The organism is Burkholderia aenigmatica (assembly GCF_048627025.1).
Taxonomy (GTDB): Bacteria; Pseudomonadota; Gammaproteobacteria; order Burkholderiales; family Burkholderiaceae; genus Burkholderia; species Burkholderia aenigmatica.
Genome location: NZ_CP184469.1, coordinates 485,991 through 501,228, shown reverse-complemented (window position 1 = coordinate 501,228; position 15,238 = coordinate 485,991). Strand labels below are relative to the sequence as shown.

Here is a 15,238-nt window from a genome sequence, read left to right as displayed (position 1 = left end):
GACTCCCTGAACGACGGACTCACGATGCAGCCTCTTTCCGACGAAGCGCCGCTGGCCCTGTTCGAATCGGTTCATAGCGAAACGGCGGTCGCCTCCGGCGACCTGACGCTCGCGGTCAAGACCTGGGGCGACCCGGCCCGCTCGCCGGTCGTACTCGTGCACGGCTATCCCGACGACAGCAGCGTCTGGCAGCACGTCGCGCCGCTGCTCGCGCGCAAGCACTTCGTGATCGCGTACGACGTGCGCGGCGCGGGCCTGTCCGGCGTGCCGAAGCGCACGGCCGACTACCACCTCGCGAAGCTGACCGACGACTTCGTCGCGGTGATCGACGCGCTCTGCCCCGGCCGCGCCGTGCACCTGATCGCGCACGACTGGGGCTCGATCCAGGGCTGGGAATTCGTCACCGATCCGCACCTCGCCGGCCGCATCGCGTCGTACACGTCGTGCTCGGGGCCGTGCCTCGACCACGTCGGCTTCTGGCTGCGCGAACGCGTGCTGCGCCCGACGCCCGCGTCGCTCGCCAAGCTCGGCGGCCAGCTCGTGCGGTCGTGGTACGTGTACCTGTTCCACCTGCCGTTCATCCCCGAGCTCGGCTGGCGGCTGTGGCTCGGCCGCGCATGGCCGCGCCTGCTGCGCCGGCTCGAGAAGACACCCGCCGCGCCGCGCCCGACGCAGGCCGACGACGGCGCGCGCGGCGTACGCCTCTACCGCGCGAACTTCATCCGCTGCCTGTTCGCGCCGCGCGAACGCTACGCGCATGCGCCGGTGCAGACGATCGTGCCGCTCGGCGACAAATACGTGAGCCCCGCGCTGTCCGAGAACCTGTCGCGCTGGGTGCCGCAGTACTACCGTCGCGAAGTCGCGGCCGGCCACTGGCTGCCGCTCGCCGATCCGGCGCGCTTCGCGGATCTCGCCGGGCAACTGATCGACGCGGTCGAAGCGGGCAACGAACCGCCCGCGCTCGCGAACGCGCGCCGCCGCGCAACGAGCGGCCGCTTCAGCGGCAAGGTCGCGGTGGTGACCGGCGCGGGCAGCGGGATCGGCCGCTGCGTGGCGCTCGCGTTCGCCCGCGAAGGCGCGACGATCGTCGCGTGCGACATCGATCTCGCGAGCGCCGAACGCACCGCGCTGCTGATCGGGCTGACCGGCGCCCAAGCGCACGCGAAACGCGTCGACGTCGGGTCCGCCGACGAGATGGAAGCGCTCGCGACGTGGGTCGGCAGCGAACTCGGCGGTGCGGACGTCGTGATCAACAACGCAGGCATCGGCATGGCCGGCGGCATCCTCGACACCAGCACGCGGCACTGGGAGCGCATCCTGCACGTGAACCTGTGGGGCGTGATCCACGGCTCGCGGCTGTTCGCGCAGCAGATGGCCGCGCGCGGCACCGGCGGGCACATCGTCAACACTGCGTCGGCCGCCGCGTTCGGGCCGTCGCGCGACCTGCCCGCGTATGCGACGACGAAGGCCGCCGTGCTGATGCTCAGCGAATGCATGCGCGCGGAACTCGCGGAACAAGGCATCGGCGTGACGGCCGTGTGCCCCGGCTTCGCGGAAACCGGAATCATGGCGTCGACGCAATACGCGGGCGCCAATGCACAGGACGAAGCGCGGCTGCGCAAGCGCGCGACGAAGCTGTACCAGATGCGCGGCCTGAAACCCGAAACTGTCGCGCAGGCGATGGTCGACGGCGTGCTGCGCAACCGCCCCGTCGTCGCGGTCGGCGGCGAGGCGCACGCGATGCGCTTCGTCGGCCGCTTCATGCCGTGGCTCGGCCGGATGATCGCCCGCGTCAGCATGGCATCGCATTGACGGCGCATGACGCCGCACAGGGAGACAAAGATGACCGATACCGCCGACTATCACAAGATCAAGGCCCGGCACGTGAAGTTCGACTTCAGCGACACGCCGATTACCTGGGTGCCGAACGACCCGGCCAGCACGCACATCATCAACACGCTGAACCTGCTGTTCCCGGAAGGCGAGCTGTGGTTCTGCCGCGTGTACAACAAGGCATTGCCGCTGATCACCGATGCGCGCCTGCGCGACGAAGCCGAAGGCTTCCTGCGCCAGGAAGCCGTGCATTCGCGCTCGCACGGCGGCGTGCTCAAGCACTACTACGACCGGCACGGGATCGACACGAAGCCGTTCACGCAGAAGCTCAATCGCCTCTTCACGCGCGTGCTCGGCGAACAGCCGCTCGGGCTGAAGATCGGCCACACGCGCTTCTGGCTGCGGCAGCAGCTCGCGGTGATCGCGTCGCTCGAGCATTTCTTCGGCTATCTCGGCAACTGGGTGCTCAACGCGCACGGGCTCGACGAAGGGAAAGCCGACCCGACGATGGTCGACCTGCTGCGCTGGCACGGCGCGGAGGAAGTCGAGCACCGCACGGTCGCGTTCGACATCTACCGGCACATGGGCGGCACCTATCCGGAGCGCTGCGTGCACATGGCGTTCGTGATCCTGCTGCTGCTCTACTACATCACGACGGGCGCGAAGTTCATGTACCGGCGCGACCCGGACGCCGGCCGCTACCCGGGTTTCGTGCTCGCGTGGTGGCATGGCTCGCGGCGCGGGCACCTGCCGTCGTTCTGGAAGGTGATCGGCGCGGCGCTGCGCTATTTCAAGCCGAGCTATACGCCGCACCACGAGGGCTCGACCGAACAGGCGCTCGCCTACCTCGCCCGTTCGCCGGCCGCGCAGGCGGCCGCGCACGGCGGCAACTGGGGCACGGCGAAGGGCGCCTGAGCGGATTTCCAGCCGACTCGGCGGGCGGCGCCCGCCGAAATGCGTACAATCGCGGCTTCAATTTCCCGGAGGTGCCGCGATGGCCATGAAGAAAACCGATCTCGAAAAGAACAAGGCGCTCAAGCTGACGCACGCGATGAAGCAGTCAGGCTCCGCGCGTTTCGGCAAGGGTGCCGACGACGCAGCCAAGCTCGACCGCCGCGCGCAGCGCAAGCTCGACCAGGAACAGGGCCTCGTGCCGTTCGCGTGCAAGCTCAACGCCGAGCTCGTCGAACAGCTGAAGGCACGTGCAGCCACGCACCCGGAAGGGATGACGGGCCTGCTGTCCGAGCTGCTCGTGAACGGGCTCGCGCAACGCGACGCGTGACCGCCACGTATCTCGAAAATTCCGTTGACATTGCTGCGCCGGCGCGACACACTCGTTCGCATGCCTACGCTCAAGCCCGCCGCCATCGCGCATAAAAACCGAGTGAACGCCCATACGGGGCGATCACCGGGGGCGCTTGTGCGTTAGCATCGAGATTCAGCACTGCATGTCACAAGGCCTCGCCGGAAACGGATGAGGCCTTTTTGTTTTGGTGCGCGTCATCCCGCCCGGCTCAACGGATGGAGATGACGATGGACCAAGCAAGCCGGCTGGTTGTCCGCCCCGATCGGTGCCGCACCGATGCGATCGCATTGCCGCGGGTCGTGATGCAATTCACGGTCGCGCCGCGCAAGACGCTGACATGGCGCGCGCAACACGACGCCGAGATCCGCGTGCACGACGCGACGCTGTGGGTCACGCGGCTGGGCAGCGTCGACGATTACTGGATACGCACCGGCGACGTGCTGCGCGTGCAGCGCGGCGATCGCATCTGGATGAGCACCGACGACGACCGTCCGGCCGAAGCATCGATCACGACCGCATACGCGATGAGACGCGACGCGTGGCTCGCGCATGGGCTCGCACGAATACGCAGCTTGCTACGCGAGCGATGTCGAAGTCGATCCTGACGACAGCGCTGCTGCGCACTGCATACGGGTGCGCGGCGGCGTCACGAAATTCCGCACGCGTATGTCGATGCATCGCGCTCGCCTATCCCGAAAATTGTCGTTGACAACGCCGCGCCACGCAGACAAACTCGTTCGCATGCCTACGTACACGCTAATCGCCGTCGCGATTCATTGCTCGATGAACCTTCGATCGCAGGGTTCACGGGAGGCGCTTGTGCGTTAGCAATCGAGCAGTACCGCATGTCACACAAGGCCTCACCGGAAACGGATGAGGCCTTTTTGTTCTGGTGCGCGTCATCCGTCCGGCTCACTGAATGGAGAAGACGATGGACCAGGCAAGCCCGCTGTTTGACCGTCCCGATCGGCGCCGCGCCGGCACGATCGCGTTACCGACTGTCGTGATCCGTTTCGCGATCGCGCCGCGCGCGACGCTGACGTGGCGTGCGCCGCAGGACGCGGAGCTCCGCGTGTATGGCGCGGCGCTGTGGGTCACGCGCCCGCCGAACGTCGACGATTGCTGGGTACAGCCCGGCGACGTGCTGCGCATCGCACGCGGCGAACGCATCTGGCTCGGCACCGATGCCGACCGGTCGGCGGAAGCGACGATCACGACCGCGTTCGTGCAGCGCGGTGAGCGCGTCAGGCGCACGTTCGCGCTGGTGCAACGTTTGCTCTTCGGGGCAGGGAGAAGGAGCGGATGAGCGACGCGCCGTCAGGCGCGTGAGACGCGGAGCGGCCGCGACCGGAAACGGACGCACCTGCGGCGTAACGCGCCGCAGGTGCGCATCGAATGACGCGGCACGCCGGTGCGTGCCGCGCGCGATCGCGCGCCGTGCGCAGCGACGGGATGCAACAGGTGCATCAGGTGCTGGCGGCGAGACGCGGGCCCGTGCTTCGGGGAGTGGACTCGAGGTCGGGGCGTTGCGCTGCCTGCGAGGTCACCCACGGATCGATGCCCTGCTTCTGCACCTCCTCGAGGAATGACACACGTGTGCGCCAGTAATCCGCTTGTAATTTCGCGTCGATGACGCGCTGTTCGGCAGCGAACAGTTCCATGCGCGCCGTCACGAGCATCGACGCAGCGGTTTTTTCCGGCGTGGGGGCGTGTCGCATCGCCCAACGGCTGATCCAGTTCAACATGCTGACCTCCGTGATTTACGGACGAACCCGCATCGGGCAATCGCAATCGGCCGTGCCTGCCCGAACGCGCAACGGCCTTGACCGCACTTCACCGCCCGGCCTGCACGGACTGCGACTCCCCCGCGTCGGCAATTACCGGCCGGCGTGTGCATGCGCGGTGTATCTATCCTAGAAAGACTTGCCGGTTTACGCGATGGGGTCTTGCAATCTTTTACACAGAAACCACAGTCGCCCCCGCTTCGCGAAATGACAGTTGCGGGCGGGACGGCTTCGGCGCACGATAGCCCGATATCTGCCACCGCCTGGACTGACGAATGGCCGCTGCACGCCGCTGCCGGGCATCCGCACCGGCCGCGCACGTGCGTTTGCGCGCACGCGCCGCCCGCCACGCATTCGTGCAGCATGCGGGCACTCCGTTTCAGTCGGATGTCATCCCGCACCTGCCACGCGCGATCCGCCGCGCGTGCCGTGTTGCATGCCGTTGCGCACGCACCGGCCGGCCTCGTTCACGTGCCCCGCTCCCGTTTCCGCCATTTCTTCCGGTTCGCTCCGTCCGAACCGGTAAAATGCGCGCCTTCGCCGCGCGGCCGGGCTGCCAGACCGTTCGCGCGCAGGCAGCCGATCGATCGCGCGATCGTGCCCTCCAACTATATCGTCCGAGCTATCCGCGCTATTACAATCCGCCGATAGCCGGGCAATAGTGGCTGGTTACAGTAAGCCGGCCGCGCGCTGCCTTTACAACAATTCGGCACAACAAGCAACACGACAACCCGACCGGAGAAACGCCTTCATGGAATCCATCAAGCGGTATTTCGGCTTCGCTGAAGCCGGCACCGACTTCCGCACCGAAATACTCGCGGGCGTCACCACATTCCTGACGATGGCCTACATCATCTTCGTCAACCCCGCGATCCTCGGCGACGCCGGCATGCCGAAGGAATCCGTGTTCGTCGCGACCTGCCTCGTCGCGGCACTGGCGTCGCTCATCATGGGGCTGTACGCGAACTACCCGATCGCGTGCGCACCCGGCATGGGCCTGAACGCGTATTTCGCGTACACGGTCGTCAAGGGAATGGGCTTCCCGTGGCAGGCTGCGCTCGGCGCGGTGTTCATCTCCGGCTGCCTGTTCCTGCTCGTCACGCTGTTCCGCGTGCGCGAGGCGATCGTCAACGGCATTCCGAAATCGCTGCGGATCTCGATCACCGCGGGTATCGGCCTGTTCCTCGGCATCATCTCGCTGAAGACGTCGGGCGTGATCGTCGGCAACCCGGCCACGCTCGTCACGCTGGGCGACCTGCACAAGCACGACACGATCCTCGCGATCATCGGCTTCTTCACGATCGTCACGCTCGACCACCTGCGCGTGCGCGGCGCGATCCTGATCGGCATCATCGGCGTCACGATCCTGTCGTTCTTCTTCGGCGACAACCAGTTCCACGGCGTGTTCTCCGCGCCGCCGTCGATCGACGCAACGCTGTTCAAGCTCGACATCCGCGCCGCGCTGTCGACCGGCATCATCAACGTGATCCTCGTGTTCTTCCTCGTCGAGCTGTTCGACGCGACCGGCACGCTGATGGGCGTCGCGAACCGTGCGGGCCTGCTCGTCGAAGGCAAGATGAACCGCCTGAACAAGGCGCTGCTCGCCGACAGCACGGCGATCGTCGCGGGCTCGGTGCTCGGCACGTCGTCGACCACCGCGTATATCGAAAGCGCGTCGGGCGTGCAGGCCGGCGGCCGCACGGGCGTGACGGCGATCACCGTCGCGGTGCTGTTCCTCGCCTGCCTGTTCATCGCGCCGCTCGCCGGCGTCGTGCCGGCGTACGCCACGGCACCGGCACTGCTGTACGTGTCGTGCCTGATGCTGCGCGAGATGGTCGACGTACCGTGGGACGACGCAACGGAAGCCGTGCCGGCCGCGCTGACCGCGCTGCTGATGCCGTTCACGTACTCGATCGCGAACGGTGTTGCGTTCGGCTTCATCGCATACGCCGGCCTCAAGCTGCTGACGGGCCAGGCCCGCACGGTCAAGCCGATCGTGTGGATCATCGCCGCCGTGTTCCTGTTCCGCTTCTTCTATCTCGGCAGCGAGTGACGACGGCGCCTCGGCGCGATGCAGGATGCACGACGAAAAAACGCCACCTTCGGGTGGCGTTTTTCGTTGTGCATGCCATGACTGCCGTACCGCCTTGTCCGCGCGGATTACGGTGTCGCGACGCCCTTGAGTTCGTCGTCGTACAGCCGCTGCGCCAGCGTCGGATCGACCATCTTGACGCGGCGATACAACTGCATCGCGTCATCGACCCGCCCGGTGCGGCGATAAGCGACCGCCAGGTTCGCCATGACTTGCGCGTCATCGGGATACGCGCGGTTCATTTCCTCGAAGATCCCGACCGCCGCATCGGGCCGCTTGCCGCGAATCGCCGCGATGCCCATCGCCTCCCGCGCCAACCGGTTCGACGGATCGATCTTCAATGCACGCGCAGCCGCGGCCGACGCTTCGTCGGGCTGGCCGATCACGTTCAGTTCGCCCGCAAGCACCACCCACCCCGCCGCCAGCGAGTCGTCCAGCGCAACCGCGCGCCGGAACGATGCAACGGCCTGCGCATGCTGGCCCAGTTGCGCCAGCGTCACGCCGTGCATCCGCCATGCCCTCACGTCGCCGTCGTTCAGCTTGATGGCTCGGTCGAGCGCGCTCAACGCATCGACATAGTTCGACTGTGTCATGTACAGCGCACCGAGCCGCAACCAGTATTCGGCATTGTCCGGCGCCGCTTCAACCGCACTGTGCATCGCACTGGACGCGTTGCCGGACTGGCCTTGCAGCGCATACGCCTGGGTGAGCGCGCCCTGAATGCGCGCGGTCGCGGCGGGATCGCCCGCCTTCTGCACCTTCAGCGCGTGCTGGTAACTGGCGATCGCGTCCGCGAGGTGGCCGAGGTCGTATTGCGCACGGCCGAGCGCGTACCAAAGCCGCGCATCGTCGGGAAACGCCTTCAAGCCGTCGTTCAGCACGCCGATGGTGGCCTGGGCGTCCGGCTGCGTCGAGGCCAGCAGCGTCCACGCATCGGCCTGGCGCGACCCGGACAGCGCATGTACGCCCCGTTCGAACAACGGTCGCGCATCGGCCTTGTCGCCACGCCGCAAATACGCGATGCCGAGATTCATCGGCAGCATCGCGTCCGACGGATCGGCACGCATGCCGGCATTGAACGCGTCGAGCGCGCGATCCATCTGCCCCAGCTCGGCATACGTGTTGCCGAGCGAGGCCCAGCCGAATGCGTATGACGGATCGTTTTCGACCGAACGGCGATAGGCGGCCAGGCTGAGCGCGCCGCGATCGGGCAGCCGGCTCGTGCGATAGGCATTGCCGAGGTTGTTCCATGCCCAGGCGCTGTGCGGACGCGCGACCGTCCATGCAAGGTCATGGCGAATCAACCCGTCGACGTCGTTCGCGACCGCGTACGCGCGCGACTGGCTCATCCATGCGGTCGCTTCGAGCGGCAGGTCGACGGCCGGCATCCGCGCCGCCACGGTCGCAATCCACTCGACCGGCAGCACCATATAGAGCGACGCGGCATTGTCCGCGCGGGTGCCCACCATGCCGATCAGATTGCCCTGCTCGTCGTAGACGCCGGCCCCTGGTTCGGGCAGGTGCGGCGCCGCCGGATTCGGCGACGCGAGCACACCGGAATGTATGCCGTCGTCCGCCGCCCATGCATGGCAGCACGCGCGCAGCGCAACGGGATCGCGACGGCCGAATCGCGCGCCCGCCAGATAGGCGGTCGTGGCCGATTCCGGACTTCGCGCCGTCAACGGCACGGCGGCGACGTCGAGATCCGTCGCTTCGATGATGCAGATGTCCCGATCCTGGTTGCCCGCGACGAGACGCGCGGGATGACGGCGGCCATCGGCCGATGCGATGTCGAATGCCGGCCGGCCTGCGAGCCGATGACACGGCGTCGCAACGCGGCCCGGCGCCACGACGATGCCGCCCGTCGTGATGTCGCCCGCGACGACGTCGACCTCACCTGGCGCGAGCTGACCGATCGCGTCGTCATCCGATCGAACCGCCCCATCGGCCATCGTCATGCCGGCTGCGAGCAACCATGCGCCTGCCAGCAGGTGGCGCGCCTTCCCCCATCCCGAACGAGTATCCACGTGCGGTGCCCTCTTTTTATTGTGTTGGTATTCGAATGATTTTCTCTGCGATCCTGACGAATCGAGATGCCGGTTCGTGTCGGCACACTAGCAGCCGCCCCGGTGCAGCAGCAATCCGGTGCGGCCCGCATACGAAAATGCCGCCCGGCCCCGCCGAACGGCATTGCGTGAAAGGCAACGTCTTCGTGTGCGCCGCGTTTAGCGACGCGCGCCGCAAGACGAGCGTCGTGTCATCCGCGCCAGTTGGCCTCGTAGAAGCGTACGTAGCCGCTGCGCAGCGTCACGCATTGCGCGCGCGTCTCCGACAGCAGGCGCCGTGCAGCCGCCTCGATACGGTCGCGGTGCTGGTCGAATGCGCCGACCATGTCCTCGAAACGCGGCGACGCCGCGCCGAAGTGATCTTCCAGCGCCTCGGCGGTGATCTGACACTGGACGCGCTCGCCATTGACCAACGCCGTGAACGCAAGCATCAGGTCGCGCCCCGAATACTCGGGTTTCTCGTTCGTGAAATGGATCTGCATGGGAGCCGCCTCGACCGGTAGAAAACGAATGACCGCGTCCGTCGTCCGCTACCGGCCGGACGAAATGTACGCGGGCTCGCCGACGGAGGCACGGCCCGCGGGGATAGGCGCGGACAATGCATGCCGGTTGTTTTCCACTTTAGACGGTTTCGCGCAGGAGACAAATTTTCCGGCATGCGTCGTTCCGACGCGCATTTCCTCAGATCAGCGCGGCATCCGGCACCGTTTCGGAAACCGGCGTCAGTGAGGATCGGTCGGCCAGACGTTGAGCGCAATGGCAGCGGTCGTGGCGCCCAGCGCAATCGCAGCCGCCCCGTATCGCACCGCATCGGTCAGATCGAACAGCAGCCCGTGGATCGCCACGGCGATGCCGCCCAGCATGATGAAGGTGGCGATGGCCGCCAGCACGACTCTCAGTTCCGTCCGAACCATGATGCCTCTCCCGAACGGATGCATGTCGCGTCGCATGCATGTTGCAATGCGGAACACGGCGCGTGCGTGCTCCATTTCCATCATTGCAGGCGGCCGTTTAAAAGCAAGGGGATTTTGTTCGCGGTCGCGCATCGTACGCAGCGCTTGTATGATGATGCGTACCCGGATGGTTGCCGTTCGCACACCGATGGTGCGCCGCACGCGGGGGCGGGAATCTGTGGAGGATTTCGGCGAGGGTGCGTGTGCCGAATCAGCCAATTTCGAAGAGCATGGGGCCTGGGTGAGCGTTGAAGTGCTAACTGGGGTCGACCGCGAAGCATGGGGCTCGAGTAAGTGCGAAAGCGCTAACCGGGGCCGACCGCGAAGCATGGGGCATCAGTAAGCGCTAAAGCGCTAACTGCTGCCGACAGGAGACAAGTCATGCCGCAACCCTTCGTGCTGCCCGCCACCGCGGGTCGCACCGACCTGCTCGCGCAGGCGCATGCGCGTTCGACCGCGGTCGGCCTGCGCGCGCACGAACGCCCCGATTTCTCGCCGCTGTCGCGCATCGCGCTGCGCGAACTGCTCGACACGAATCACGCGCTGTTCTCGCACGCGCGCCCGGTGATGGAAAACCTCCACGCGCAAATCGCCGACACGCAAAGCCTCGTGCTGCTGACCGACGCCGACGGCGTGATCCTGCACAGCATCGGCGACGCGGACTTCATCGAGAAAGCCAACCGCGTCGCGCTGTGTACCGGCGTCTCGTGGGCGGAAGGCGCGCGCGGCACCAACGCGATCGGCACCGCGCTCGCATCGGGCCAGGCCGTCGCCGTGCACGGCGACGAACACTTCCTGCACGCCAACCATATCCTCACCTGCTCGTGCGCGCCGATCTTCGATCCGTTCGGCCGCACGCTCGGCACGCTCGACGTCAGCGGCGATCCGCGCGGCTCGAGCCCGCATACGCTCGCGCTCGTGCGGATGTCCGCGCAACTGATCGAGAACCACCTGTTCGCGAACCAGTGCGCGGAAGCCTTGCGGCTGCGCTTTCATGCGCACGAGGAATGCGTCGATTCGCTGTTCGCCGGGCTCGTCGCATTCGGGCCCGACGGCGGGCTGCTCGCCGCGAACCGCAGCGCACAATTCCAGCTCGGCGCGTCGTTCGACGCACTGCAGCATCAGGCCAGCGACGCGCTGTTCGGCATGCGCTTCGGCCAGCTCGCGCAGCAGGCGGCACGCGCCCCCGGCGCGCTGTTCCGCCTCACGCTGTCGACCGGCGTACGCGTGCTGGCGCGCTGCGAATACACGGACGCGCACAAGACCACCGTCGCCGTCACGCCGCCCGCACCTGCCGCACGCGTGCGCACGCCGGATCCCGACGCGATCACGTTCGCGACGCTCGACACCGGCGACGCGCGCATGGCCGCCGTGCTCGAACGCGTCGCGAAGATCCGCGGCCGCGACCTGCCGCTGCTGATCCTCGGCCAGACCGGCACCGGCAAGGAATGGCTCGCCCGCGCACTGCACCAGGCATCGCCGCGCGCGGACGGCCCGTTCGTCGCGGTCAACTGCGCGGCGCTGCCCGATTCGCTGATCGAGGCCGAGCTGTTCGGCTACGAGGACGGCGCGTTCACGGGCGCGCGCAAGCGCGGCAGCCCCGGCAAGATCGTGCAGGCCGACGGCGGCACGCTGTTTCTCGACGAAATCGGCGACATGCCGCTCGCACAGCAGGTCAGGCTGATGCGCGTACTGCAGGAACGCGCGGTGATGCCGCTCGGCGGCGCGCGTGCCGTGCCGGTCGACGTGCGGGTGGTCTGCGCGACCCATCGCGACCTGCGCGCGATGATCGCGGAGGGCACGTTCCGCGAAGACCTGTTCTACCGGATCAACGGGCTCGCGGTCACGCTGCCGGCGCTTGCCGCCCGCACCGACCTGCCCGCGCTCGTCGAGCGGATTCTCGCGCGGCTCGCGCGCAGCGAACCGATGCCGCGCCGCATCGCGGCCGACGTGCTCGACGCGTTCACGCGCCACCGCTGGCCCGGCAACCTGCGCCAGATGACCAACGTGCTGCGCACGGCCGGCATGCTGGCCGAAGACGAAGCGGAAATCACGCTCGCCCATTTGCCCGACGATTTCTGGCTCGACTGCGAGGACGCACCGGCGACGCCGGCCGCGCCGGCCGCACCTGCCACCGCAACGCCGCCCGCATCGGCCCGCGCGCGCGAAGGAGCGACGCTGCAAAGCCATCAGGCCGCGGTGATCGATGCCGCGCTTGCGCGGCATGGCGGCAACGTGTCGGCGGCCGCGCGCGAGCTCGGTCTCGCCCGCAATACCGTGTACCGGCACCTGCGCCGCCATTGACGCCAGCGGCTGGCCGGCGCCGGCCGCCAGCCCGTTCGGGTATGCTTGGCGCGTTGCCGCCGAACCGCCGCCCGCCGCTGCCTCCGCCATGACCGATCCGGAACACCCTCCCCTCGTGCGCATCGAGCCGCTCGGCGCGACCTTCGATGCGCCCGATTCGCTGACGCTGCTCGAAGCCGCCGCGTTCGCGCGCGTGTCGCTGCCGCGTTCGTGCCGCAACGGCACGTGCCGAAGCTGCCTTTGCCGGATCGTCAGCGGCAGCGTACGCTACACGATCGAATGGCCGGGGCTGAGCCGCGAGGAAAAAGCCGACGGCTATACACTGCCGTGCGTGGCCGTCGCGACGTCGGACCTCGTGCTCGACGTGCCCGACGCGGTCATGCTCGACTAGACGCGGCGCGCGCTCGCGCGTGCCGTCCTGCCAAGGTTGATCCTGTGTGGAGAACGTCATGACCCAGCAAACCGATCGCATCGAAAAGCAGGCGCTGCTCAACGCATCGCCCGACCGCGTGTGGGAAGCCGTCAGCAATTCCGGCGAATTCGGCCAGTGGTTCGGCGTCACGTTCGACGGGCCGTTCGCGGCCGGCCAGCCGCTGTTCGGCCGCATCACGCCGACACGCGTCGACGATGATGTCGCCAAGGCACAAGAGCCCTATGCCGGCACGGTGTTCGAAATCGTCGTCGATCGCGTCGAGCCGAAGCACCTGTTCTCGTTTCGCTGGCATCCGTTCGCGATCGATCCGAATTTCGATTACACGTCCGAGCCAATGACGCTCGTCACGTTCGCGCTCGCCGCACAGGGCGGCGGCACGCTGCTCACCGTCACCGAAACGGGCTTCGATCAGTTGATCGAAACGCGCCGCGCGAAGGCGCGCGAGATGAACGATCACGGCTGGGCCGCACAGATGACGTTGATCACGAAATACCTGGCGAAGCATGCATAGCGCGCCGCCACGCCGCACGTCCGTGCCGACATGCGCATCGACGTGCGTGGCATAATCCGCTCCATCGTCGTCCAAACGTCGCCGCGCATCGCATGCTGAGTCGTCGCCTCCGGAAGATCGGCAGTCTGATCGGGATGCTCGCCATCCTGATGACGGCGCTCGCGCCGACGATCTCGCAGGCACTGACGACGCAACAGCGCGTCGATACGCTGCTGGCCGGCTACTGCACGGCCGCGCCGGCCACTGGCGAGCGCTCCGCCGATGCGTCGCCGAAAAGCCTGCAGGCCCACCTCCAGGCATGCGGCTATTGCAGCCTCCTTGCTCATACACCCGCACTGCCCGTGCCCGAACTGACGTTCGCGGCCAACGTGCACGTCATTCAGCATCGCGAAGCGACCCGCTTCGAAAGCCTGCGCCGCGCGCTGCCGCTCACGGCCGCGCAACCGCGCGCCCCTCCGTTCCCGTCCTGATTCGTCGTCAACGCCCGTGATGCCGTCGCGCATCGCGTGGCTCGCGCACGCCGCCGGCGTGCGTGACGTGTCACGTTTCGAAGGACGATCATGTCTCACCGTGTTGCGCGCGGCGCCGTGCCGTGCGTGCGGCTGGCCGCTTCCGGTCCGGCGTGTCGCGCCGACCTTCGCCCGCGGGCGAACGTCGAGCCGCGCACGTTCGCGCCGGCATCGGCCGCCATCGGTGCTGCCGAGATGGTGCGTGTGCATCCGTCCGTCGAATCCGTGTTGCTCAATCCGATTCGCCACTCGCACACTCGATCATGAAAACCACCCCCTTCGTTCGCGGCGCACTCGCCGCACTCGGCTTCGTCGCCATCCAGGCCGCCCAGGCCCATGCGCTCCCGAAGACGCAGGAACCGGCCGCCAACGCCACGCTGTCGACCGCGCCGCACGCGGTCACGATCGGGTTCAGCGAAGCGCTCGAGCCGGCTTTCAGCTCGATCGCCGTCACCGACAGCCACGGGCAGTCGGTCGTCGACGGGAAATCGTCCGTCGATGCCGGCAACCGGAAGCGCATGCAGGTCGCGCTGACCAGCCTGACGGCCGGTACGTATACGGTCGCGTGGATCGCGGTGGCCAGTGACGGCCATCGCACGCACGGCCACTACGCGTTCACGCTGAAATGAGGTTCGCGATGCGCATCGGCGTGCCGCGCCGGTCGCGTCGCTGCCCCTACCCGCTGCATCCACTGCATCCATCCATAAGGAGAACCAACCATGAAACGCTCGATTCCGACCGCCCTGCTGTTCGCACTGCTGGCACTGCAAGCCCCCGCCACGTTCGCCGCATCGGCCGTGCAGGCAGAAAACTGCTGGATCCGCGCGATGCCGGCGACCGTGCCGTCGTCCGGCTACTTCACGCTGAAGAACGACGGCGACGCCCCCGTCACGCTGACGGGCCTCGACACGCCTGCGTACGGGATGGCGATGTTGCATGAGACGCAGACGAACGGCAGCACCGCGAAGATGGTTCACGTCGACACCGTCGAAGTCCCCGCGCACGGCACGGTGTCCTTCAAGCCGAAGAGCTATCACGTGATGCTGGAGCAACCGCGCCAGGCCGTCGCGCCCGGCGCGAAGGTGCCGTTCCGGCTGCATTTCGCGGACGGCTCGACGGTGTCCGTGACCTGCGACGCGAAGGCGCCGACCTACGCCGGCCAGTAACACCCATCGCCCCCGATCGAAGGAGACGCACATGAAACACCGCCTGCCGCTGGCCGACCTGATCGTCCGCTACCGGACGCCGCTGAACGTCGCCGTGATGATCGTCTGCGGGATGTGGGCCGGGTGGATCGCGTGGATGACGCGGCCCGCCGCGATCGATACGCCACCGTCGATCCCTGCGTACTGCATGCGCGACGCAAGCTGACACGCTGCGACGGCACGGTTCCGGCGGAAGCCTGCGTCAATTATTGGCGTGGCATCATCGTTTCATCCCGACCGCC

General features: G+C 67.4%; 17 protein-coding genes. 13 read left to right on the top strand and 4 right to left on the bottom strand.

Annotated features, from left to right (window positions below; translation table 11 throughout):
* Positions 1-24 precede the first annotated feature (24 nt).
* From ACN8ZM_RS19315 to ACN8ZM_RS19295, 5 genes are all read left to right on the top strand, one after another.
* Positions 25-1,812, top strand: coding sequence for an SDR family oxidoreductase (locus ACN8ZM_RS19315; RefSeq protein WP_420212084.1), 1,788 nt, complete (start codon positions 25-27; stop codon positions 1,810-1,812).
* Positions 1,813-1,842: 30 nt separating this feature from the next.
* Complete coding sequence (locus ACN8ZM_RS19310) at positions 1,843-2,748, top strand: metal-dependent hydrolase (protein ID WP_043180201.1); 906 nt, start codon at positions 1,843-1,845, stop codon at positions 2,746-2,748.
* Positions 2,749-2,827: 79 nt separating this feature from the next.
* The gene (locus ACN8ZM_RS19305) at positions 2,828-3,115 is read left to right on the top strand and encodes a hypothetical protein (protein WP_043180204.1); all 288 of its coding nucleotides are present in this window, start codon (positions 2,828-2,830) and stop codon (positions 3,113-3,115) included.
* Positions 3,116-3,366: 251 nt separating this feature from the next.
* Entirely contained in the window at positions 3,367-3,744 is a 378-nt protein-coding gene (locus ACN8ZM_RS19300) for a DUF2917 domain-containing protein (protein ID WP_420212083.1), read from the top strand.
* Positions 3,745-4,070: 326 nt separating this feature from the next.
* Positions 4,071-4,445, top strand: coding sequence for a DUF2917 domain-containing protein (locus ACN8ZM_RS19295; protein ID WP_420212082.1), 375 nt, complete (start codon positions 4,071-4,073; stop codon positions 4,443-4,445).
* Positions 4,446-4,605: 160 nt separating this feature from the next.
* Here the strand turns inward: ACN8ZM_RS19295 and ACN8ZM_RS19290 are convergent, their stop codons facing one another.
* The gene (locus tag ACN8ZM_RS19290; protein WP_011354312.1) at positions 4,606-4,884 is read right to left on the bottom strand and encodes a hypothetical protein; all 279 of its coding nucleotides are present in this window, start codon (positions 4,882-4,884) and stop codon (positions 4,606-4,608) included.
* A 790-nt stretch (positions 4,885-5,674) separates the two neighbouring features.
* Here ACN8ZM_RS19290 and ACN8ZM_RS19285 point away from each other — a divergent pair.
* Entirely contained in the window at positions 5,675-6,976 is a 1,302-nt protein-coding gene (locus tag ACN8ZM_RS19285) for an NCS2 family permease (protein ID WP_043180211.1), read from the top strand.
* Between the two features lie 107 nt (positions 6,977-7,083).
* Here the strand turns inward: ACN8ZM_RS19285 and ACN8ZM_RS19280 are convergent, their stop codons facing one another.
* From ACN8ZM_RS19280 to ACN8ZM_RS19270, 3 genes are all read right to left on the bottom strand, one after another.
* Positions 7,084-9,042: a tetratricopeptide repeat protein gene (locus tag ACN8ZM_RS19280; RefSeq protein ID WP_420212081.1), complete on the bottom strand. Its 1,959-nt coding sequence runs from the start codon at positions 9,040-9,042 to the stop codon at positions 7,084-7,086.
* A 230-nt stretch (positions 9,043-9,272) separates the two neighbouring features.
* The gene (locus tag ACN8ZM_RS19275; RefSeq protein ID WP_039366385.1) at positions 9,273-9,563 is read right to left on the bottom strand and encodes a DUF1488 domain-containing protein; all 291 of its coding nucleotides are present in this window, start codon (positions 9,561-9,563) and stop codon (positions 9,273-9,275) included.
* 240 nt (positions 9,564-9,803) lie between these two features.
* Positions 9,804-10,079 carry a DUF2964 family protein gene (locus ACN8ZM_RS19270; protein ID WP_342352389.1) on the bottom strand — a complete coding sequence of 92 codons (276 nt, stop codon included), beginning with the start codon at positions 10,077-10,079 and terminating at the stop codon, positions 9,804-9,806.
* A gap of 336 nt (positions 10,080-10,415) precedes the next feature.
* On the opposite strand from ACN8ZM_RS19270, the gene ACN8ZM_RS19265 reads away from it, so the two are divergent.
* The 7 genes from ACN8ZM_RS19265 to ACN8ZM_RS19235 all read left to right on the top strand — a co-directional run bounded on the left by ACN8ZM_RS19265 (position 10,416) and on the right by ACN8ZM_RS19235 (position 15,162).
* Complete coding sequence (locus tag ACN8ZM_RS19265) at positions 10,416-12,338, top strand: sigma-54-dependent Fis family transcriptional regulator (protein WP_420212080.1); 1,923 nt, start codon at positions 10,416-10,418, stop codon at positions 12,336-12,338.
* 88 nt (positions 12,339-12,426) lie between these two features.
* Positions 12,427-12,729 carry a 2Fe-2S iron-sulfur cluster-binding protein gene (locus ACN8ZM_RS19260; RefSeq protein WP_031398745.1) on the top strand — a complete coding sequence of 101 codons (303 nt, stop codon included), beginning with the start codon at positions 12,427-12,429 and terminating at the stop codon, positions 12,727-12,729.
* Positions 12,730-12,787: 58 nt separating this feature from the next.
* Complete coding sequence (locus tag ACN8ZM_RS19255; protein WP_205823504.1) at positions 12,788-13,282, top strand: SRPBCC family protein; 495 nt, start codon at positions 12,788-12,790, stop codon at positions 13,280-13,282.
* A 92-nt stretch (positions 13,283-13,374) separates the two neighbouring features.
* Positions 13,375-13,752, top strand: coding sequence for a DUF2946 domain-containing protein (locus ACN8ZM_RS19250; RefSeq protein WP_420212079.1), 378 nt, complete (start codon positions 13,375-13,377; stop codon positions 13,750-13,752).
* Between the two features lie 302 nt (positions 13,753-14,054).
* On the top strand, positions 14,055-14,420 hold the full coding sequence (gene copC, locus ACN8ZM_RS19245) for a copper homeostasis periplasmic binding protein CopC (RefSeq protein ID WP_420212078.1): 366 nt from the start codon (positions 14,055-14,057) through the stop codon (positions 14,418-14,420).
* Positions 14,421-14,510: 90 nt separating this feature from the next.
* Positions 14,511-14,957: a copper chaperone PCu(A)C gene (locus tag ACN8ZM_RS19240; protein ID WP_420212077.1), complete on the top strand. Its 447-nt coding sequence runs from the start codon at positions 14,511-14,513 to the stop codon at positions 14,955-14,957.
* A gap of 31 nt (positions 14,958-14,988) precedes the next feature.
* The gene (locus ACN8ZM_RS19235) at positions 14,989-15,162 is read left to right on the top strand and encodes a hypothetical protein (RefSeq protein WP_175021305.1); all 174 of its coding nucleotides are present in this window, start codon (positions 14,989-14,991) and stop codon (positions 15,160-15,162) included.
* Positions 15,163-15,238 lie beyond the last annotated feature (76 nt).